15 protein-coding genes are annotated in these 21200 nt (G+C 34.7%); 9 read left to right on the forward strand and 6 right to left on the reverse strand.

The genetic code is table 11. The annotated features are described in order from the left end of the window. Position 1: 1 nt before the first annotated feature. Entirely contained in the window at positions 2-766 is a 765-nt protein-coding gene (locus KAOT1_RS05945) for an O-methyltransferase (protein ID WP_007093836.1), read from the forward strand. Between the two features lie 58 nt (positions 767-824). After that, positions 825-2621: a hypothetical protein gene (locus tag KAOT1_RS05950; RefSeq protein ID WP_162014337.1), complete on the forward strand. Its 1797-nt coding sequence runs from the start codon at positions 825-827 to the stop codon at positions 2619-2621. Between the two features lie 96 nt (positions 2622-2717). Here the strand turns inward: KAOT1_RS05950 and KAOT1_RS23730 are convergent, their stop codons facing one another. Both KAOT1_RS23730 and KAOT1_RS05960 read right to left on the reverse strand, forming a co-directional pair. Further along, positions 2718-4340: a PQQ-dependent sugar dehydrogenase gene (locus tag KAOT1_RS23730; protein ID WP_316927976.1), complete on the reverse strand. Its 1623-nt coding sequence runs from the start codon at positions 4338-4340 to the stop codon at positions 2718-2720. 210 nt (positions 4341-4550) lie between these two features. Then, positions 4551-6848 carry a TonB-dependent receptor domain-containing protein gene (locus tag KAOT1_RS05960; protein ID WP_007093839.1) on the reverse strand — a complete coding sequence of 766 codons (2298 nt, stop codon included), beginning with the start codon at positions 6846-6848 and terminating at the stop codon, positions 4551-4553. 164 nt (positions 6849-7012) lie between these two features. Between KAOT1_RS05960 and KAOT1_RS05965 the strand changes: the two genes are divergently transcribed. The 5 genes from KAOT1_RS05965 to KAOT1_RS05985 all read left to right on the forward strand — a co-directional run bounded on the left by KAOT1_RS05965 (position 7013) and on the right by KAOT1_RS05985 (position 10832). After that, positions 7013-7450 (forward strand): hypothetical protein, encoded by a 438-nt coding sequence (locus KAOT1_RS05965; protein ID WP_007093840.1) that lies wholly within the window; start codon positions 7013-7015, stop codon positions 7448-7450. Between the two features lie 26 nt (positions 7451-7476). Beyond that, entirely contained in the window at positions 7477-8256 is a 780-nt protein-coding gene (locus KAOT1_RS05970; protein ID WP_007093841.1) for a HipA family kinase, read from the forward strand. Continuing rightward, positions 8246-8629 carry a DUF3037 domain-containing protein gene (locus KAOT1_RS05975; protein WP_007093842.1) on the forward strand — a complete coding sequence of 128 codons (384 nt, stop codon included), beginning with the start codon at positions 8246-8248 and terminating at the stop codon, positions 8627-8629. The genes KAOT1_RS05970 and KAOT1_RS05975 overlap by 11 nt, the downstream gene beginning before the upstream one ends. A 114-nt stretch (positions 8630-8743) precedes the next feature. Continuing rightward, positions 8744-10258, forward strand: coding sequence for a M20/M25/M40 family metallo-hydrolase (locus tag KAOT1_RS05980; protein WP_007093843.1), 1515 nt, complete (start codon positions 8744-8746; stop codon positions 10256-10258). 223 nt (positions 10259-10481) lie between these two features. Continuing rightward, positions 10482-10832 (forward strand): hypothetical protein, encoded by a 351-nt coding sequence (locus tag KAOT1_RS05985; RefSeq protein WP_007093844.1) that lies wholly within the window; start codon positions 10482-10484, stop codon positions 10830-10832. A 271-nt stretch (positions 10833-11103) separates the two neighbouring features. Here KAOT1_RS05985 and KAOT1_RS05990 read toward each other — a convergent pair whose 3' ends face one another. The 3 genes from KAOT1_RS05990 to KAOT1_RS06000 form a co-directional block, all read right to left on the reverse strand. Continuing rightward, on the reverse strand, positions 11104-12516 hold the full coding sequence (locus tag KAOT1_RS05990; RefSeq protein WP_162014338.1) for a S41 family peptidase: 1413 nt from the start codon (positions 12514-12516) through the stop codon (positions 11104-11106). Between the two features lie 381 nt (positions 12517-12897). Further along, entirely contained in the window at positions 12898-14265 is a 1368-nt protein-coding gene (locus tag KAOT1_RS05995) for an NAD-dependent succinate-semialdehyde dehydrogenase (RefSeq protein ID WP_007093847.1), read from the reverse strand. A gap of 4 nt (positions 14266-14269) precedes the next feature. After that, positions 14270-15928: an acetolactate synthase large subunit gene (locus KAOT1_RS06000; protein ID WP_007093848.1), complete on the reverse strand. Its 1659-nt coding sequence runs from the start codon at positions 15926-15928 to the stop codon at positions 14270-14272. Between the two features lie 213 nt (positions 15929-16141). Here KAOT1_RS06000 and recG point away from each other — a divergent pair, with 213 nt between their 5' ends. After that, positions 16142-18247, forward strand: coding sequence for an ATP-dependent DNA helicase RecG (gene recG, locus KAOT1_RS06005; RefSeq protein WP_007093849.1), 2106 nt, complete (start codon positions 16142-16144; stop codon positions 18245-18247). A 571-nt stretch (positions 18248-18818) separates the two neighbouring features. After that, positions 18819-19190 carry a VOC family protein gene (locus KAOT1_RS06010; RefSeq protein WP_007093850.1) on the forward strand — a complete coding sequence of 124 codons (372 nt, stop codon included), beginning with the start codon at positions 18819-18821 and terminating at the stop codon, positions 19188-19190. Between the two features lie 542 nt (positions 19191-19732). Here the strand turns inward: KAOT1_RS06010 and KAOT1_RS06015 are convergent. Then, positions 19733-20842: a DUF2911 domain-containing protein gene (locus KAOT1_RS06015; RefSeq protein WP_007093851.1), complete on the reverse strand. Its 1110-nt coding sequence runs from the start codon at positions 20840-20842 to the stop codon at positions 19733-19735. Between the last annotated feature and the right edge of the window lie 358 nt (positions 20843-21200).

Genomic DNA, 21200 nt, shown 5'->3' on the forward strand with positions numbered 1-21200 from the left:
TATGTGGTATCAGATTTTTGGTTACTTCAAATTCTTTTTCAAATCGACCAATCAACACGGCGTGCATTCACCTTTTGTATATGAGTTGATTACGAAGTGTTTTTATGATACATCATCAAAGGAAATCTACAAGACGCTTCAACAGTATCGAGACGATTTATTAAAAGATGAAACGATCATTGAAATCAAAGATTTTGGCGCAGGAAGCAGAGTTTTTTCCTCCTACAAAAGAAAAGTTTCCGCCATTGCAAAAAACGCAGGAATTACTCCAAAAAGAGCAAAATTATTAGCTAGATTAATTCCGTATTTAAACATCGAAAAGTGTTTAGAATTGGGAACTTCATTGGGAATTGGAACGATTGCCATGAAAGAAGCTAACGAAGTTTTTACTTTGGAAGGTTGTCCTGAAACGGCAAAAATCGCACAAAAACAACTTAAAAAATACGCTGCAACTACTGTAAAAGTTCAGGTTGCAGAATTTTCAGAAGTGTTGTCAAAATTCGCAGAACAACATTATGATTTGATTTATTTTGACGGAAATCATCAAAAAGAAGCAACATTACAGTATTTTGAACAGTTATTAAAAACTGCGCACAATGACAGCGTTTTTATCTTTGACGATATTCATTGGAGCAAGGAAATGACCGAAGCGTGGGAAATTATTAAAAATCATCCGAAAGTCACCGTAACGATTGATACGTTTTTTTGGGGATTTGTATTTTTCCGTAAAGAACAAGTAAAAGAACATTTTATCGTACGTTTGTAATTGTATGTTAGCACTCGTTTTCACAACTTTACTACTTTTATGTTCCCTTTTGGGAAGCATGCTTTTTGTACAGCGTAAGTTCAAAATTTATGCTGGCTTCTCACCTATTTTGACCTTTTGTAGTATTGGAATTGTATTGACGATTGCCTTATTATTCAACATGCTTCAAATTATCACATATCTACTATTTATAAGTGGTTTGGTAAGTTTTGGGTATTATATCTACAAGCATTTTAAACACAAACAAACTGAAGTTTTACTAGAATTCCCGTTGCGATTGTTTATAGCAATATTTGGAATTAGTTTTTTGCTATACGGAAGCGCATATTTTTCTGCTTGGGACGAATTTAGCTTTTGGGCAGTTGCACTAAAAGAATTGGTCGTGACCGATAAAATGTACGGATTAAACTTTACTGATTTCCCTGAATATCCGCGAATTACCACCTTAATTCAATATTATTTCAATAAAACTATTTCGGGCAATTTGCATGAAGGTATCAGTATTTCGGCGCATGTTGTGTTTTCCTTGGCATTTCTTCCGATGATTTGCTACAGACGCAAACGAAAATACCTAAATTTAATATTGACATGTATTGTGCTTTTTGTAGCGTATCAAGTGTTTTGCACGCCAATTTTTTACACATATGCCGATAATACAATTGCCATGCTTTTGGGCGTTAGTTTGGCAATTTATTTTTTATTGGATGATAAAAACCAAGCACTCTTACTAGCGGCAATTCCTTTGGCAGCACTCACATTGACAAAACCAATTGGCATTTTATTCAGTAGTATTGGTTTGGGAATTATTGGTGTAAATTATCTTTTTACGAATACCATTCGTGGGCAGTTTCTACAGAAAATAAAACCATTAATTTTGACAGGATTGATCGTTTTTGGGTGTTTTGGAAGCTGGAAAGTGTTTATTTCAATGAAAAACACGCAACCAATCTCTAAAACGACTTCACAAATTACGCTTGAAAATATTACAAATCCGCCAGCACATTATTTCCCTATTCGCGATTCATTTATCAATGCTTTTTTCTTGGGCGAACAGGAAATTGGAAGCGCTATTTTGAAACCTTCTACCATTCAAAAAGATATTAAAAAATACACGGGAATCAACTTGTCGTTTCTGGAAGATGCTTCCAACATAAAAATTAGCGCACTCGTAATGATTCTTTTCTTGGCAAGCATTGTCTTTTTCCATAGAAAGCGCGTTTTTGCCTACTTTCCAAAGAAATACAGCTTTACAATTTTAGCGATTACCATGTTACTTGCAATTGTTGGGTACGCCATTTTACTGCTGTTTATTTATGCCTTTGTTTTTTATGAAATTACGCAAAAAGAAGCTGGCGAATTGGCGAGTTATTATAGATATATGGGAAGTTTGTTGTTGGCATTCTTCTTCTTTTTTAGCATTTTGGTTTATAGTTCTAAAAGAAAATACACGTATTATATCTTTACGATTTTGTTGTTATTTATGTTGGTTTTACCGCGATCATTCTTTTCCAATCTTGTCAATTCAAAACCAATTGAAAGCGTTGAAAACCGATTGCATATGGGTGAACAATTTAACACGTTTATTCAAAATGAAAAGGTGGAGAAGATTGCTTTTATGACCTATGATAATATTGAAGATATTACGCTGTATCATTTAAAATATGAATTATTGCCTGTACAAACCAATAGCGAACCACTGACTTTTAAAGCGCTGACAACTTCTTATACGATTCCAGAAATCAAAGAAAAACTAGCAACATACGACATGATTGTCATTAAAGAAATGCATAGTGAGGAAATTCAGCAATTCTTTATGAAACATTCAATTGTAAAGCCAATTTTTATATTAAAGTGATTCATATCACTTTGCTCAATTGAAATATTTTGTTGATAAAAAAACCTCAAAATGTTGATTTTGAGGTCTTCATATAAAATATTCGTAAGCTTGTAATTATTTCTCTGATTTTTTAACGTTTCTAACGTCTTTCACAGTGTAAAAATTTGGAGTTTTATTTCCCCAAGAACTAGAAATATAATTCATGACATCTGCAATTTCTTTGTTATTCAAACCTAAAGGTGCCATGACTCCTGTGTATTTTTTACCATTTACGGTAATTTCTCCTTTCAATCCATATTTGATAGAATGTATACTTGCCACTACTTTATCGCTTAACCAATCTGATTTTGCCAATGGCGGAAATGCATTCTTCACTCCTTCTCCATTTACCATATGACATTGTGCACAATAATTGTTATATACTGCTTTTCCGCGTTTCATACTTTCTGAATACTCAGCTTTATCTGTGTTAGCAATTTTTTCAAATTCCATTACCGCATCGTTTTGCTTGGTAGCTTTAGCTGTATCATCAGCCATTTCTTTGGTGATTTGTTCGGTTTCTAATGCTTCTTTATCTGCATTTGCTAGCTCCTCTTTATCAACACCTTTTTCAATCTTTTCACTTTCGCTGACTAATTTGGTAGTATCAAGTGTTTTAGTTGTTTCTGTGATTTCTTTTTTAGTTGTTTCTTCAACTTTGTCGGAAGTTTCAGTAGTAGCAACATTTTCAGTTGTTGTTGTAGTTTTCTTTTTAGATGAATTCGAAACCATTTTATATACGCCTTTTCCGTCAATTCCAACATAAATATAACCATCAGGACCTTGACGAACCGAACGCACACGACCAATTCCGTTGAGTAGTTTCTCACGTTTTGCAACTTTTTCATCCTGCGTAAGTAGTAATAATTCTAAATATTGAAATTTTAAAGAACCAACCAATAAATGCCCTTTTAATTCAGGATATACGTCACTTGTAACAAATGCCATTCCGCTTGGCGCGATAGATGGAACCCAATAATACAACGGTTGTTCCATACCTTCACGAGCTGTTTCTTCGGTAATTGTTGTTCCGCTATAGTTAATTCCGTAAGTGATAACTGGCCAACCATAATTAACAGCTTTCTTTACAGGATTGATCTCGTCTCCACCGCGCGGTCCGTGCTCGTGCACCCAAACTTGTCCTGTACGCGGATTGATTGCCATTCCTTGTGGATTACGATGTCCGTACGAGAAAATTGCTTCTTTTGCGTCTTTCTGTCCCACAAAAGGATTATCTGACGGAATACGTCCGTCGTCGTGCAAACGATATACTTTTCCACCATCTTTTGTAATATCTTGCGGATTTACATCACGTTTTCCGCGATCGCCAATAGTAAAATAAACATATCCATCACTATCAAAAGTAATACGCGAACCAAAATGATGTGCAGTGTTTACGTTTGGACTTCCTTGGTATAATTTTTCAATAGAAGTCAATGCATTGTCTTTGAGTTTTGCTCGAATTAACGCAGTATGACTACCTTTTTCCTTTTTATCTACAATAGAATATGTAATGTAAATCCAACCATTCGCTTTATAATTTGGATGAATCATCACGTCTAGCAAACCTCCTTGATTTTTGTTAAAGACGTCCGGCACATTTTTTATCGAAGTTTTTTGACCATTTTTCACATGATACAATTCTCCTGAACGATCTGTGACCAACATACTACCATCTGGCAACAGGTCATTCCCCACGGAACCTCAATGCCATCAACAACCAGTTCTGCTTTGTAATTTTCTTGATCTTTTGTGATTTCTTCAGTGGTTTTTATGGCCGTTAGCGGAACTGTTGATTCGTATCTGCTTTGGCTACTTCTTTTTGCTTTTGCCCACAAGAAATAAAGAAAAATGTGACTAAAACGAGGAAACTAAAAGACTGTTTCATAATATAGATGGTTATAGTTTTTATAATTTATATGCTAATTGAATTCCGCCATACATATTGAACGGTAATCCAGGATAAAAATAACGTGCATTTGTATCGTTTCCAAACGCATTCACTTGTAATTGTGACGCATATGATTTATCAAAAATATTATTAGCGCCAATTGATATGTCATAACGAAACTGACTTCCTATCGAATTTTGATAGCCAATTTTGCCATTTAACAACTGAAAAGCATCGCTATACACGGTATTTTCGTCGTTTGCAGGCATTTCGCCAACAGCTTGAAAATCGAATCGTCCGTAAAAACCTTTTGTGCTTAACGCTTCAATTCCTAAATTTACAACAGATTTAGGAACTCCTGTTAAGTCATTCCCTGAAAAATTTGTGTCATTTTCCGTAAATTCTTTGAAACTAAAATCATTAATACTTGCATTTACATGCGAATAGACTGTGATATTTTTATCGCGAAGCAACTCATAACGAACGGCTGCTTCTACTCCATTATGTGCTGTTCTTCCTGCGTTGAGCGTAATATTTTGATCGGTTTCGGTTCTTCTATTCACTAATAAATCGCTTACCGCCATACTGTAAATTGAAACTGAACCTGTCAATTTTCTATTTTTTGTATGGAATCGTGAACCAACTTCAAAATTCCAGCCACGTTCTGCTTTAATATTTGGATTGAATGCTCCATTTGGAAATAATGTTTCTGCCGTTGTTGGTGTAGAAAAACCGTGCGCAATGTTTCCAAAAAGATTGAAATTGTTTGAAATAGCATAATTGATTCCTAATTTTGGAGAAACAATCGCATCAAAGGTAAAATCTTCTTCTGTTGAAGCATTAAGTCGCTCCTGAACCGTATATTTTGTTTGATTCAAATGCAATCCTAAACTTAACGTTAGCTTTTTTCTTGTGTAAATTGCCTCTGCAAAGAGATTAAAATAATTTCTATTTTCATCAATATCTGACAAAATATCTCCTGCAACACTTCCCGTACCATCAGGAAAATCTTGATACAGATTGTCAAACTGTTTTGCGTTGTAATCATCAAAAAATAATTCGCCACCAACAGACCATTTCAACGAACTATTTTCAAAGTTTTTGGTCGCTAACAATCGTGTTCTTATTCCAAATGTAGTTGCTTTTTCTTCTAAAATATTAAAAGGTCGTGGTTCGTAATTATTGTTGAAACTTGTAAATACGCTCGTTTTCTGTGTGAAGGTTTCATTATAATGATGACTCCAATTGATTCCAAAAAGTGTTTTCTTAACATCTTCAAATCCGCGTGCATTTTGCCAAATAGTTGCTGCGTTTCTTGGCGAATTTTCAAAATCTTCTCTGTTTAATGAACTTGGAATAAATGCTTTTAAACTTGTATAATTTCCGATAAAAGAGAGTTCATTTTTATCATTTACAAACCAATTTGAAGTAATCGTCGCCGTAGCTTTATCTAAGGAATTATTATCACGATAGCCGTCAGAATGTGTATTGCTATAAATTAAGTTTACATTCGCTTTTTCGCCACCATGCGAGACTTTGGCAACCGTTCTAAACAAGCCAAAACTACCAACCGTTGTATATAAATTCGCGCTTGACGCATTATATTTTGCATATTCAGGATATAATAAAATAGTTCCGCCCAAACCAACACCGTAACTACTCGAAGAAGGTCCTTTGTGAATTTCCATACGTGAGATGGTGGCTAATTCTAAATCTTCAATTGCCGATTCGCCATTTCCGTCTGTTAGCGGAATATCTGCATAATAGGCACGAATATTTGCCGTAGAAAATGGACTTCGCGCGCCAATTCCTCTAATCGTAATTCTATTCGTGTTTAACGTACCACTTTGCATAAAAACACCTGGAACTCTATTTAAAATTGGTGCTAGTTGCACGGTGTTTTCGCTGTAAATTTCACGTTCGTTTACAACAGCAACCGCTTCGGTAGTTTGCTTTAGTTTTTGTTGAATGGTAATTCCGTTTACAATCACTTCATCCAAAGCATTTGTCGTTGGAAACAGCGCAACAACTATCTTTTTGCCTGTATATACCAATACTGTTTGTGTTTGGTAACCTTTAAGCGAAATACGTAATGTTGTATCTACAGTATTTTTTGTAACAATAGAAAACGTTCCTCTTGCATTTGTTGTTATTGCTGCTTTCGATTCCACATTTTGAATAATTGCATTTGCTAGTGGAATATTCGTCGATTGATCGATTACCGTGCCTTCTATCACATATTGAGCCATTAACATATGCGAACAACATAAAAATAATAGAAAAAAGGAAAGCGTTTGTGGAAGTTTTATTGGCACAGATTGGGTTTTAAGGTATAAAAATAAATAGATTATTTCTCTTTTGTCGTCAGTTTTAAAAAAGTTAACAACAATTATTACAATTGTGAAGCTTGTGCTAGACTTGTAAAAACTTTCTTGATGATTGCGTATAAAGTTATTACATTTGAGAAAACTACTGACTTATGAAAAAATTATTGATTGCAACATTCTTACTCTGTGCTAGTCTACAAGTAAACGCGCAAGAAAAGTACATGAAAAATGTTGCCGAAACAGAAGCTGTTTCAAAAAATGTTATGCAATTATTTACCAAAGGAGATATTTCTGAATCTTTTGATTTAATTACTCCGTATTGGCCGTTACCATATAACGAAATTGAAGCCTTGGAAGAAAAAACATTGAAATATGTGAATATTATTGAGCAACGCTTTGGGAAATCGATAGGGTTTTTAAGAGTTAAAAGAGAAACGATTAAAGACATTGCTATTAGAGAAACGTATATCATCAGACATAAATTTCATGCTATGCGTGTCATATTTACGTATTACAAAAGTGACGAAGGTTGGCTGATAAATTCTTTTAAATGGGACGATTCCTTTACAGACGAATTTAAAGAAGATTAATACAATAGTACAGCTCAAAAAAGTAGATGAATTCACTTGACATCAGAACCGTAAATGTGGTTCAATATATAAAACCTTTGCGTGAAGGCGGATCGCTTCCTGCAATTGTAAAAGCAGATGACGATTTTCTGTACGTTTTAAAATTTCGTGGTGCAGGACAGGGAAAAAAAGCATTGATTGCTGAATTGATTGGTGGCGAACTCGCGCGTACTGTCGGTTTGAAGATTCCTGAATTGGTCTTTATGAATTTAGACGATTCATTCAGCAAAACAGAACCCGATGAAGAAATTCAGGATTTACTAAAATTTAGTGTCGGATTGAACTTAGGATTACACTTTTTATCAAGCGCAATCACATTTGATCCTTTGGTCACTACGGTAGATGCAGTCACAGCTTCCAAAGTGGTTTTGTTAGATAGTATTATTAGCAATATCGATAGAACGGTAAAAAACACTAATTTACTGCAATGGAACAACGAATTGTGGGTTATTGATAATGGCGCAAGTTTCTACTTTCATCACAATTGGGCAACCTGGGAAAATCATTTGACACGCACTTTTCCGTTGATAAAAAATCATGTATTGTTAACGCAAGCAACACAATTAGATGAAGTTGCCAAAGAATTTCTTCAACTAATTACCAAAGAAAAGATTGCAGAAATTATACAAACTATTCCTGAAGATTGGTTAGCACACGAAGCTGATGACTTGTCTCCTGACGAAATGAGAACAGCATACACAAGCTACTTGGAAGCCAAATTGGCAATGATTGATTCACTTGTAAAAGAAGCGGAAAATGCAAGATAAAGTAACCTTCGAATACGCAATCATACGATTCATGCCCAAAGTTGAGCGTGAAGAATTCTTTAATATTGGCGTGATTGTATTTTCTAAACGCAAACGGTTTTTAAATCTAAAATATCACGTTGATCCTAAAAAATTGGCTGCATTTTCATGCGAAATCACACTGGAAGAAGTCACCAAATATCTAAAAGCTTGGGAAGCTATCTGCAAAGGAACACCGCATGGTGGCGCCATTGGCGAATTTGAAGTTTCAGATCGTTTTCGTTGGTTAGCCGCTTCCAAAAGTACGATGATTTTGTGTTCGCCAACACATGCTGGTTTAACAGATGATCCGCAACAGGAATTAGAGGCTATTTTTGAGGAATATGTGCTTTAGGGTGTTGGGTATTTAGGTGTTGGATATTAGGTCGCTTTGCTTTTGGGTTTTAAATTCCAATTTTAGTATCTTGTGAAGAAAGTAGAAAATGCTAAAAAACTACTTTACTTTGCTATGAAAAAACGATTTCAAAATACACTTATATTCCTACTCTACTTTTCTGCCCATTTTACCATTGCACAAACGGATTGGGACGCGAAAATTAAAGAAGAACTTCCAACTATTTTAGAGAAACATCGTGAATTGGTGAGCATTCCCAATGTAGCTTCCGACGAAGCAAATATGATGAAAAATGTAGATTGGGTGACAAATGCCTTTGAAAAACTACAGTTTAAAGTTTCTGTTTTAGAAACTGCTACTTTGCCTGTTTTTTTGGCGGAAAAAGAAATTGATCCACAAGCAAAAACAATTTTATTTTACCTGCATTTGGATGGACAAGCGGTTAATCCACGGAAGTGGAATCAAAAAGATCCTTTTCGTCCTGTGTTGAAGGAACAAGATGCAGCAGGCAATTGGCAAATTATCAATTGGTCGCGCATAAAAACGCATATTGATCCCAATTGGCGTGTGTTTGCTCGCGCCGCCGCAGATGACAAAGCACCGATTATTATGATGTTGTCTGCTTTAGAGTTTCTTCAGAAGCAACAACAAAATTTAAAATATAATGTAAAAATCATTCTCGATTTACAAGAAGAAACACGCTCGGAAGGTTTTCTCAATACATTGAAAAAGTATAAAAATCGCTACGCTGCCGATTATTTGATTATTATGGACGGACCAGCGCATCCAACGAATAAACCGACGTTGACTTTTGGCTGTCGTGGAATTGCGACGATAAATATTAGTGTGTACGGCGCAAAATTGCCGCAACATAGCGGACATTATGGAAACTACGCGCCAAATCCTGTGTTTGAAATGTCGCATTTGTTGGCAAGTATGAAAGATGAAACAGGAAAAGTGCAGATTGCTGGTTTTTATGATGGAATTCGCTTAGATGCGGAAACACAAAAGTTGCTTGCACAAGTTCCTGACGACAATCAAAAGATTCAGGCAGATTTGGGCATTGTGAAACAAGATAATGTTGGAAGAAGTTATCAAGAAGCGTTGCAATATCCATCATTGAATGTGCGCCATATTGAAACTTCTTGGAAAGGTCCTGGCTTGAAAACCATTATTCCTGAGATTGTTACGGCGTATTTGGATGTGCGTTTGGTAAAGGAAACGGATGGAGCTATTCAACTTGAAAAAGTTAAAAAACATCTAGAAAAACAAGGATATTTAATATTATCGCGTACACCAACAGCAAGAGAGCGTTTAAAACATGCTAAAATAGCGACGATTCAAACAAATGCTGGTATCAATGCTTTTCGAACGGATATCAATTCCTTTATTGGAAAGAAGTTACGACAAACTATTGCCAACGAGTTTGGCGAAGAACCGATTATGATTCGAACAATGGGCGGAACCGTTCCAATTACACCTGCGATACAAGTATTGGATATTCCTGCGATTATTGTTCCGATGGTGAATATGGACAATAATCAGCACAATCCAAACGAGAACATTCGTATCGGAAACATTTCACAAGGAATTAAAATGTGTTTGGCGATTTTGTCGATGGAATTGTAATTCGCTTTGCTTAATTGAAAGATTCAATGATTTAAGGATTTAAGGTTTGTTTCTGAGATCATTATTTTATCTTAATAAATATTAAATATGTTTCTTAGACGAAATTGAGCATTATTTGAAACTAATGGATACATTTTTAAATTTTCAAATTGCCACGTTAATAAAGTTTTAGACTTGCTTTCTAACTATAAAATAACTCACTACTAAAATCTCACAACTCCTTATGCCAAGAACAGAATATCGCATATATGTCGTAGAACTTTCTAAACGTGTCTTTACGGAAAATACAAAGTTTAGATTGGCAAATCCGCAATTTAATGGTGTGTTGCAATGTTTGTATGTCGGAATGACGAGTAAAACGCCGAGAGAACGTTTTCAGCAACATAAAATAGGTTATCGCAATAAAAAAGGGCACAGACTTTCGTCGAATATTGTGGAAAAATACGGTTTGTATTTACGTCCGAGTTTGTACAATCATATTGATCCGTTGCCAACGCGACATCAAGCATTGCAAATGGAGAAAATGGTAGCGATGGAATTGCGCAGAAAACGTTATGCCGTTTGGTTTAACTGATTTGGATTTTGAATGTTGAATGTTGAATGTTGAATGTGTTTCTAAGAAGAAATAGAGTTTTGTTTGAAACTAATTGATACATTTTCAAATTATCAAATTGCCACATTAACAAAATTTCTATACTAACTTTGGTCATTTTCAAAATAAAGGCACTATTTGGCAACTATAGCTGGATTTTTAAGCGGTACTAATTTTTAAATATGAATAGGGAAAATAAATACTTCCTTAAAAGGACTAAAATCAGCCAGTTTTTATCAGATTATTGGGTTGTTCAACGGTTACCCGTGTTATGCCACGTTACTATTTTATCAATTCCAATATCTTTAAACTTATTTCCTTTATAAAAACTGTTATAAAAATCGGTTCTGTTTTTTGAATAGTCAATTTTATATTCGGGTGGCACTCCTGAAATTTCATAAATATTTCCTTTAGGGTCGCTATAGACTTCATTAGATAAGCTAAACTCCCAGCCATTAGGTAAGCTTTTCCATAAAATTTCTGAGAAAATTCCATTAGTTGAAGAGCCAAAACGTTTTATTTCAGGGTACGCCATTGTACCAAGAGCGAAAATTTCGGCGGCACTCGCTGTATTATGACTCGTTAATACTGTTACTTTCCCTTGATAAACGTTTTTTGCTGGATTTAAAATGTGTTCTTGCACATCTGTGTAATTATTTCCTTTTTTTGCTTTAATTGATAGAATATGTTTTTGCTCTTTAATGAAATAACTCAATAATTTTAATGCAACTATTTCATAACCACCTCCGTTAAATCGCAAGTCAATAATTATGGATTTAGTTTCTACTAAATCCGATAATACTCGGTTCATAATAAAGTTTACTCCATTAAGCTCATCATCTAATTGAGTAATGCCAGATTTAGTTTCCAGAACTTTTTCATATTCTTTGTCAAACTGCTTTACTGATAAATCTTGATTTGGAATGTAATTAGAGAAATTGTTCATGTCCGTAACTACAATGTAACCTATATTTTCATTCTTTAGGATTCCCCATTGTATAACTCCATTATTATATCCCTTGAAACTGTTCAAATAAGTAGATAGAATGTCGTTTATTACTTCCTTTTTTGATTTTATGTTATCACTCTTTTTACTAATATTGTTTTTTACTCTCAATGAATCTGGTACATCTAATCTGATATGTCCGTCATTAAAGCTATTTAAAATATCTGCGAAAAAATTGTATAATTCCTTATTGGATTGAATGTTGTTTAGTTTTTCTTGGGATTCTATTTTTACACTGTCCCAGTCAATATTCCGCTGTTCGAAAAACGCATAGTGTTTGTCAAAAGTATTCCATAAAACACCAAAGTTTAGTTCAGGTGAATTGTTTTTATTTGTGTCGTGATTTATACAATATTCAGGAAGTTTGTCTATCCTTTTGAAATGATAATCAACAATCCCACCTGGGTTCAAAATAAGTTTATCATCTTTGAAATCTACAATTTTAAATCTATGGGTTATATTACCATTCGAAATCAATGGTATGCAGGAGTTTTCGGTTGTGTTGAAATAAGTGTAAATGGAATCTTTGATTGATATCATTCTACCATAACCTTCTTGAACCCAAATTCCGTCAATGGTTTTATTTTTCAATGTTTTTTGACAAGAAACCAGAATTATAAAAAGTAAAACAGATAATTTTAATTGAGTTCTAATATTCATTGATTTGAGTTTCAATAAGGACATCAAGTTTTTTAATTTGTTACATTCTTAATGTGGCATAACATATGCATATACCAAATTCGGTATATTTCTACTATAACCAAACCTGTTTTTATTTAAGAATTTAGTTATTTTTAAAACTACAATTTTCTTACTTAGCCTCAAAATCATCCAAAAGATTTTTAATGTTTAGTTAGAATCAATTTTCAAAAAAAATTTTATAAAACTAAAACCGAAATCAGATCGATTTCGGCTTTGGTTTTGTCTTAAAAAAACGCTGAAGTGATAGAATTTAGTCGTTTGGTTTTTATGGACTTCAGCGTTTTTAGGGTGAATTAATTAAAAGTAAATTCTTTATTTAAGGTTATTGTTTCATACTTGTTAATCTATCCAAATAGATTTTGTGTTGGTAAACTCTCTAATTCCGTAACCGGAAAGTTCGCGTCCGTAACCGCTGTTTTTTATGCCTCCGAATGGCAAACGCGGATCAGATACGACAAGTTTGTTTACAAAACTGTTTCCTGCTTCAAGTTGCAAAGCAATTTTTTCACCACGATCTTTGTCTCCCGTAATAACTCCTGAACCTAATCCGAAAGTAGAATTGTTCGCTAATTCGATAGCATGTGCTTCGTTTTTCGCTTTGATGACTGAAGCAACAGGACCGAATAATTCATTGTCAAATCCTTCCATTCCAGGTTCAACTTCTGCAAGAATGGTTGCAGGATAATAAGCGCCTTTTTGCTTCGGAATTTTTCCGCCAATTACCAATCGTGCACCTTGAATCACCGTTTTTTCTACTTGATCGTGTAATTCGTCACGCAAGTCTGCACGTGCCATCGGACCAAGAAAAGTATCTTCATCCATTGGTTCGCCCATTTTTTTAGCTTGCATTTTTTCTGTGAACATTTCTAGAAAATCATCGTATATTTTATCTACAACCACAAAACGTTTCGCAGCAATACACGTTTGTCCGTTGTTTTGCAATCTTCCAAATACTGCTAAATCGGTAGCTTCTTCCAAATCGACATCTTCCAAAATGATATACGCGTCGCTTCCGCCCAATTCCATCACCGTTTTCTTCAAGTTTTTTCCCGCAATAGCGGCAACAGATCGTCCCGCAGGTTCACTTCCCGTTAAGGTCACAGCTTTTACGTGTTCGTTTTCAATAACTTCTTCTACAGCATCCGAACTGATGTTTAAGTTGGCAAAAATTCCTTTTGGAAATCCTGCTTTTTCAATCATTTCTTCTAAAGCAAATGCACAACCTTGTACATTGGAAGCGTGTTTTAAAACACAAGTATTTCCCGCCATAAGCGCAGGTGCGGCAAAACGAATGACTTGATAGAATGGAAAATTCCAAGGCATTACCGCCAATAAAACGCCCAAAGGTTGAAATGTTACGTAACTTTTTGATGCTTCTGTTTCCACAGATCGGTTTTCCAATAATGAAGCGGCATTGTCAGCGTAATAACGACAGATTCGTGCACATTTTTCAACTTCTCCTCGCGATTGACCAATGATTTTACCCATTTCTTGCGTTGCCAATGTTGCGTATTTGTCAGTGTTATTTTCTAAAATATCTGCGAGTTTGTGCATTAATTTTGCACGCTTTTCAAAACTTTCATTTTTCCAAGATTGAAATACTTTGTTTGCTTTGGCTATTTTTTCTTTTGCTTCGTCAGCAGTTATTCGATCGTAGGAAGCAATTTCTTCGCCTGTAGCAGGATTGATTGTTTTTGTAGTTTCCATAGGATTATTTTTTTATATTTTCTGAATATTCTTTTAGTAATACATTTAGTATTTTGTGATTTAGCGAGTAATCTACTGCCAAATCGATCAAGTGAACGCCATCGGTATTAAGTGCCGTTTCAAGATCGTTTGTAAAATCTACAACAGATTCCGGACGATATCCTGTTGCGCCAAAACTTTCTGCATATTTTACAAAATCTGGATTTTTGAAATCGAGACTATATTTGTCTAAATCATCTTTTTCTTGTTTCCATTGAATCATTCCGTATGCGTTGTCATTTAAGATAATTACGACTAAATTTAAGTTGAGTCGCACAGCAGTTTCTAGTTCTTGTGAATTCATCATAAATCCGCCATCACCATTTATTGAAATTACTTTTTTTTCTGGATATAATTCACTTACCATCATTGCAGAAGGCAATCCTGCACTCATGGTAGCCAAAGCGTTGTCTAGCAATAATCCGTTTGGTACATACGTTGGATAGTTTCGTGCAAACCATATTTTGTAAATTCCGTTGTCTAATGTTACAATTCCATCATCAGGCATACTATCTCGAATTACTTTTACGGAACGTTGAGGTAAGATTGGAAAACGATCGTCATTTTGATATTTTGCCAAACGTTCTGTAACATGCTTCTTTATTTTCATAAAAAAATCCGTGTTCCATGATTTTGCCACAGGTCGTAAAGCATTTGTAAGCTGATTGATGCTGTAAGCGATATCGCCAATGACATTTAATTGCGGAAAATAAACCTCATCTATTTCTGCGGGAAAGAAATTTACATGAATTACTTTACGTTCGTTATCAGGATGCATGAAAAAAGGTGGTTTTTCAATCGTGTCATGTCCAACATTTACAATTAAATCGGCACTTTTGATCGCTTCGTGAATAAAATCATTGTCTGATAACGCTGCAGTTCCTAGATATAAATCGTGACGTTCGTCAATAATTCCTTTTCCCATTTGTGTGTTGAAGAATGGAATTCCAATGGTATCTACAAATGAATTCAATGCTTCGGAAGCTCTTTTTCTATTTGCTCCTGCTCCAATTAATAATAGTGGCATTTTTGCGTTTTCTATCATCTTTGAAGCTCTTTCTAGAGAAGCTGATGTAGCATTTGGTATGTGAACACTTACAACATCAAATATTTGAGGAGATTTTACTTCTTCTCTAGCAATATCTTCAGGGAATTCTATGTGAACTGCGCCAGGACGTTCATCTTGCGCCAAGCGAAATGCTTCTCGTGTAATCGCCGAAATCTGATCGCCGTTGGTAACTTGTTTGGTATATTTTGTGAGTGGTTTCATCATTTCAACCACATCTATAATTTGAAAATTTCCTTGTTTGCTTTCTTTGATCGGTTTTTGACCAGAAATGATTACTAAAGGCATTGCGCCAAGTTGTGCATACGCTGCTGGTGTTACCATATTTGTTGCTCCTGGTCCTAATGTTGACATACAAACTCCTGCTTTTCCTGTAAGTCTTCCGTAAGTTGCAGCCATAAAACCTGCGCCTTGTTCGTGACGTGTAAGTACAAATTTTATTTTGTCTGATTTACGAATGGAATCTAAAATATCTAAGTTTTCTTCTCCTGGTAGTCCAAAAATATATTCTACGCCTTCATTTTCTAGTGCTTTGATAAATACGTCTGATGCTTTCATGTAGTGTTTTAATAATTCTGCGTGAAGATACCTTTTGATATTATTTTGGATTGACTGTATCCGTTTTTTAATTAGCTGAATTAAAAATTCTTTACTTGTTTTTTGATAAAATGCTTCAAATGGAATAATTTTTCAATCAAAAATAGATTCCTGCCTATATAGGAATGACAATTCCGTTTGCTTCACAATTCTGTTTGACTTACTTTTGAATTGATGAATAAAAACGTATTACAAACTCCTATCGATTACTTAAAAGGCGTTGGACCAAACCGTGCCGATTTGCTTCGTAAAGAACTTGGAATACATACGTATCAAGACTTCATCAACCTGTTTCCAAATCGATATATTGACAAAACTCGCTATTTTAAAGTCAACGAATTGCAACGAAATTCTTCGGAAGTACAAGTTGTTGGGAAGATTGTGCATATCAAAATGGTACAGCAAAAACGCGGAAAACGCTTGGTTGCCACTTTTGTGGATGCTACTGGCGAAATGGAATTGGTTTGGTTTCGCGGACACAAATGGATTAAAGACAGTTTAAAACTGAACACGCCATACGTGATTTTTGGTAAAACGAATTGGTTCAACGGAACGTTTTCTATGCCACATCCTGAAATGGAATTGCTTAAAGAACACGAGCAAAGTCTACGAACTGCGATGCAACCTGTGTATCCTTCCACAGAAAAATTAAACAACAAAGGCATTACAAATAGAGTGATTAATAAGTTGATGCAACAATTGTTCATAGAATCACGCACGCAGTTTTATGAAACCTTGCCTCCAACTATTTTGAATGAACTGAAATTGATTTCCAAAACGGAAGCATTGTTCAATATTCACTTTCCAAAAAGTCAAGAATTATTAGCGAAAGCACAATATCGATTGAAGTTTGAAGAACTTTTTTACATTCAAATTCAACTTATTACCAAAAACCTCATCCACAAAAGCAAAATAAAAGGGTTTCCATTCGATCAAGTTGGTGAAAAGTTTAATGAATTTTATGCAAATCATTTGCCTTTTGAACTTACCAATGCGCAAAAACGTGTGATTAAAGAAATTCGGAATGATTTAGGCAGCAATGCACAAATGAACCGATTGTTGCAAGGTGATGTTGGTTCTGGAAAAACGATTGTCGCACTCATGTCTATGTTATTAGCGATTGATAATGATTTTCAGGCTTGTATTATGGCTCCAACGGAAATTTTGGCAATTCAGCATTACAACGGTATCATGGAGTTAGTAAAACCATTAGGATTGAACGTAAAGCTGTTGACAGGTTCCGTAAAAACGAAAGACAGACGTGTGATTCACGAAATGTTAGAAGATGGATCGCTGCATATTCTTATTGGAACACATGCCATTTTGGAAGATAAAGTACAATTTAAAAATCTTGGTTTGGCAATTATTGACGAGCAACATCGCTTTGGCGTGGCGCAACGTGCTAAATTATGGCATAAAAATACGTTTCCACCACATATTTTGGTAATGACTGCAACGCCGATTCCACGAACGCTTGCCATGAGTTTGTATGGCGATTTGGATGTTTCTGTGATTGATGAATTGCCACCTGGAAGAAAAGCCATTAAAACCGTTCATCGCTACGATAGCAATCGTTTGAAGGTATTCAGATTCATTCGTGATGAAATTGCCAAAGGACGACAAATTTACATCGTATATCCGCTCATTCAAGAATCAGAACAACTGGATTATAAGGATTTAATGGATGGTTATGAAAGCATTGCACGCGAATTTCCAATGCCTGATTATCAAATTTCAATTGTACATGGAAAGATGAAACCTGCCGATAAAGATTTTGAAATGAATCGTTTTATCAAAGGAGAAACGCAAATTATGGTGGCTACAACTGTGATTGAAGTTGGTGTAAATGTTCCGAATGCTTCTGTTATGATTATTGAAAGTGCCGAACGTTTTGGGTTGTCACAATTGCATCAGTTACGCGGTCGCGTAGGACGTGGCGCAGAACAAAGTTTTTGTATTTTAATGACAAGTCACAAGTTAAGTGCCGATGGAAAAACACGTTTAGAAACAATGGTTCGCACGAGCGATGGATTTGAAATTGCAGAAGTCGATTTGAAACTTCGCGGTCCAGGAAATATTATGGGAACCCAACAAAGTGGCGTGTTGAATTTGAAAATTGCAGATATTGTAAAGGATAATGATATTCTTAAAACGGCGCGTTACTTTGCGCAACAAGTTTTAAAAGCTGATCCGAGTTTGATGGCTCCAGAGCATAAAGCTGTTCGCTATACCTTTGCGCAATTGGTAAAACATAAGAATATTTGGAATTATATTAGTTAGGTTCGCTTCGCTCAATTCAAGGATTCAAGGTTGTTTCTGATAGTATTTTTTGTTTTTTAAGAAGCCTAGATAATATTGAATATTTGTGTGTAAGCAAGTTGTTTGAATTTGAATCTTTTATCAGTAAGTTTAAATTTAAGAATGATGAATTTGTAGGTTTTGTCACGAATTCACGAATTGTTTTTCTTTTTTTCTCTTTGTTTTGATGATTTTCACAAATGACTTACACATGTGTGAAGTTGATTTAGTTTCACATAAAATTTAAAGATCGATTGTTACACTTTCAAATTATCAAATTACTTCATTAAAAAGAAACGTCTTGCGAGCATTTTACAGTTCACGTAGCGGAAATCGAAAAATGTTTGGCAATCTGTTTAGAAAAACTGAATATTTCTAGAAACAGATTGCCACGAATTTCTTCTAAATTCTCGCAAAGACGATTCTAGAATACACATAAAAACAAATCAACAGAAAACGAATACACAAAGAACAGATTCACAGATCATCAAAAAACAAATCCAAAAAAATTGTATTTTTAAACAAACCTTATTACGAATCAACACAAAACAATATGAAATTAGGTGCATTTTCGGTGAGTCTTGCCGTAAAAGACATTCACGCTTCCAAAGCTTTTTATGAGAATTTAGGTTTTACCAAATTCCACGGAGATATTGAACAGAATTGGCTTATTATGAAGAATGAGCAGATTGTTATTGGACTTTTTCAAGGTATGTTTGAAGATAATATTCTGACGTTTAATCCTGGTTGGTCGCAAGATGCACAACCATTAGAATCGTTCACAGATGTTAGAGAGATTCAAAAAGAATTGAAAGAGAAAAATTTTGAATTTGCTACAGAAGCTGACGAAAGTACTTCTGGTCCAGCAAGTTTTGTGATTAAAGATCCTGATGGAAATGTGATTTTGATGGATCAGCATGTGTAGTCTAGACTCGCTAGCGCTCTTAGAATATTAGATTGTTAGATCGCTTCACTTCGACAAGCTCAGTGTGAACGCTTTTAGATTCCTTTGTTAGATTTCTTTCTTCTTCTTTGGTGTTTTTTATCTACGTCAAACTGAATCAAGTTCAGTTTCACATTAAAATTTGGGATAAATTATTACATTATCAAATTACTCTATTGAAAAAGAAACGTCTTTGCGAGCATTTTACAGTTTGCGTAACGGAAATGAAAAAATGTGTGGCAATCTGTTTCTTAGAAAAACTGAATATTCCTAGAAACAGATTACTTTGGCTTTCGCCTCGCAAAGACGATTCATAGGGTTTGCAATAAATATACCCAAAACGAATCAACAGAAAATAACAAAAAGTTTATAAGTTGAATAGTTCGTTGTTCGATTCACAATGAAGAATTCAAAAAAAGATCAGAATAATTTACTAAAAAAAGCGTCTATCGTAATGACAGACGCTTTTTATATGTGATGAATGACGGTGATTGATTCTCATTCATATAGCAATTTTCATTTTTCTAATTGATATCTTCTCCCTTTTTTAGCTTGTCCAAATTTGCTTGAACATTTGCTTTACTACGAGCATTTGGTGCATTTTTTAACGCCTTTTCTAAGTGTTTTATTGCCTTTTTAAAATCTCCTTTAGCTGAATATCCTCTTGCCATTCCGTAATGTACAGGCCAAGTTCCTTTGTGTTTTTTTGCATTGTATTCAAAAATTTCCATCGCTTTGTCTTTCATTCCTTGTGCAATGAGTTGACGTCCGTAGCCATGAATTTCAAGTGCGGTTGCAATTGGCAATACTTCATCCATAGCAGATAAAGCTTCTGCTTTTTTACCTTGTTTCATCAAGATTGCAGCTTTTATTTGTGTATTATTAAACGTTTGCTTGCTGTAAAATTGTCCTGAAATTGCATTATTAATCCAAGTTAACGCTTCGTTTAAGTCGCCACCATTGTTAAGCGAAAACGCCGCAGCTTGTTCCCAAGTTTGACGACTGAATCCTGGTTGATCTTGCATTTTTTTACGAATATCTGCCAAAACAATGTTCGTTACATCAAAACTAATATTAAAAGGAATTTCTTTTGTTCCCCATTGTAAAGCCAAAGTTGCCGAATTTGGGTTTACTTGAATGAAATCAAACGTTAATAATTCTTCATGCGGAATTTTAGTAGTTAGTACATCTACGCGCAATACATCTTCAGAAGGTTTATAAAAGTAGCTTCCCCAAGAATTGCTATTGCTAGAAATGATAATCGTTGCTTTGTCATTTTCTTTGATAATCATGTGTAGTCCGTACGTTCCTGCTTTGATAGGCTTTCCTCCTATTTTCGCATCATGTGATAGCGTAATTGTGGTATTTTCATCTGCTCCTGCACGCCAAGGCGATTCTTTTGCGGTTCCAAATCCGAGATTATTCATTCCGTATGGAACTAATTTCCCCCAAATTTCACGTTCTCTTACTTTTGGTCTTGAATAGGTAACTTCAATTGTAGAGATTCCAACGGTTTGAGAAACTGTAGCTTTTTGGCTTCCGCGTGGTGTGTTTAGCTGTGCAAATACTGTAGAACTTGTGAGTAAGAATATAAAAATAGCAAAGCCAGCAATGTATGTAATTTTTGCTTTCATAATTTTAGGTGAGTTAATTAGGTTTGTGAAAACAAGTTAGGATTTCAATGCGTGTACGCTTGTTATAACTTTGTTAATCTTAAGAATCAAAATGTTAATTAACATTTTTAAAAGTCATCAACATAGAAAGATATGTTAACGTCAGTTCGATATAAATCATTCAATTTATATTTATAGTAATTTTAGAAATAATTCTGCTATACAATTCATTTTTAAGGTTTTATTTTCATTTTCTTTGCTTACCCAAAGAATACTGAATCAAGTTCAGCACAGGCATCAACAAAAGAAAGGGAACTTTTAGTTCGTATGATTTCTATTTCCAATTATGGAACTCATGAATCTTTGATTTCCAGAGGTA

This window comes from Kordia algicida OT-1 (genome assembly GCF_000154725.1).
In the GTDB taxonomy this organism is placed as follows: Bacteria; Bacteroidota; Bacteroidia; order Flavobacteriales; family Flavobacteriaceae; genus Kordia; species Kordia algicida.

What these genes read in the sequence shown, in the direction of transcription:
- KAOT1_RS05970 (WP_007093841.1), top strand. Translation starts at nt 7,477, where the DNA reads ATGAATTCACTTGACATCAGAACCGTAAATGTGGTTCAATATATAAAA.
- KAOT1_RS05945 (WP_007093836.1), top strand. Translation starts at nt 2, where the DNA reads ATGTGGTATCAGATTTTTGGTTACTTCAAATTCTTTTTCAAATCGACC.
- KAOT1_RS06010 (WP_007093850.1), top strand. Translation starts at nt 18,819, where the DNA reads ATGAAATTAGGTGCATTTTCGGTGAGTCTTGCCGTAAAAGACATTCAC.
- KAOT1_RS05965 (WP_007093840.1), top strand. Translation starts at nt 7,013, where the DNA reads ATGAAAAAATTATTGATTGCAACATTCTTACTCTGTGCTAGTCTACAA.
- KAOT1_RS06000 (WP_007093848.1), bottom strand. Translation starts at nt 15,928, where the DNA reads ATGAAAGCATCAGACGTATTTATCAAAGCACTAGAAAATGAAGGCGTA.
- KAOT1_RS05985 (WP_007093844.1), top strand. Translation starts at nt 10,482, where the DNA reads ATGCCAAGAACAGAATATCGCATATATGTCGTAGAACTTTCTAAACGT.
- KAOT1_RS05990 (WP_162014338.1), bottom strand. Translation starts at nt 12,516, where the DNA reads ATGAATATTAGAACTCAATTAAAATTATCTGTTTTACTTTTTATAATT.
- recG (WP_007093849.1), top strand. Translation starts at nt 16,142, where the DNA reads ATGAATAAAAACGTATTACAAACTCCTATCGATTACTTAAAAGGCGTT.
- KAOT1_RS05975 (WP_007093842.1), top strand. Translation starts at nt 8,246, where the DNA reads ATGCAAGATAAAGTAACCTTCGAATACGCAATCATACGATTCATGCCC.
- KAOT1_RS06015 (WP_007093851.1), bottom strand. Translation starts at nt 20,842, where the DNA reads ATGAAAGCAAAAATTACATACATTGCTGGCTTTGCTATTTTTATATTC.
- KAOT1_RS05950 (WP_162014337.1), top strand. Translation starts at nt 825, where the DNA reads ATGCTTTTTGTACAGCGTAAGTTCAAAATTTATGCTGGCTTCTCACCT.
- KAOT1_RS05980 (WP_007093843.1), top strand. Translation starts at nt 8,744, where the DNA reads ATGAAAAAACGATTTCAAAATACACTTATATTCCTACTCTACTTTTCT.
- KAOT1_RS05995 (WP_007093847.1), bottom strand. Translation starts at nt 14,265, where the DNA reads ATGGAAACTACAAAAACAATCAATCCTGCTACAGGCGAAGAAATTGCT.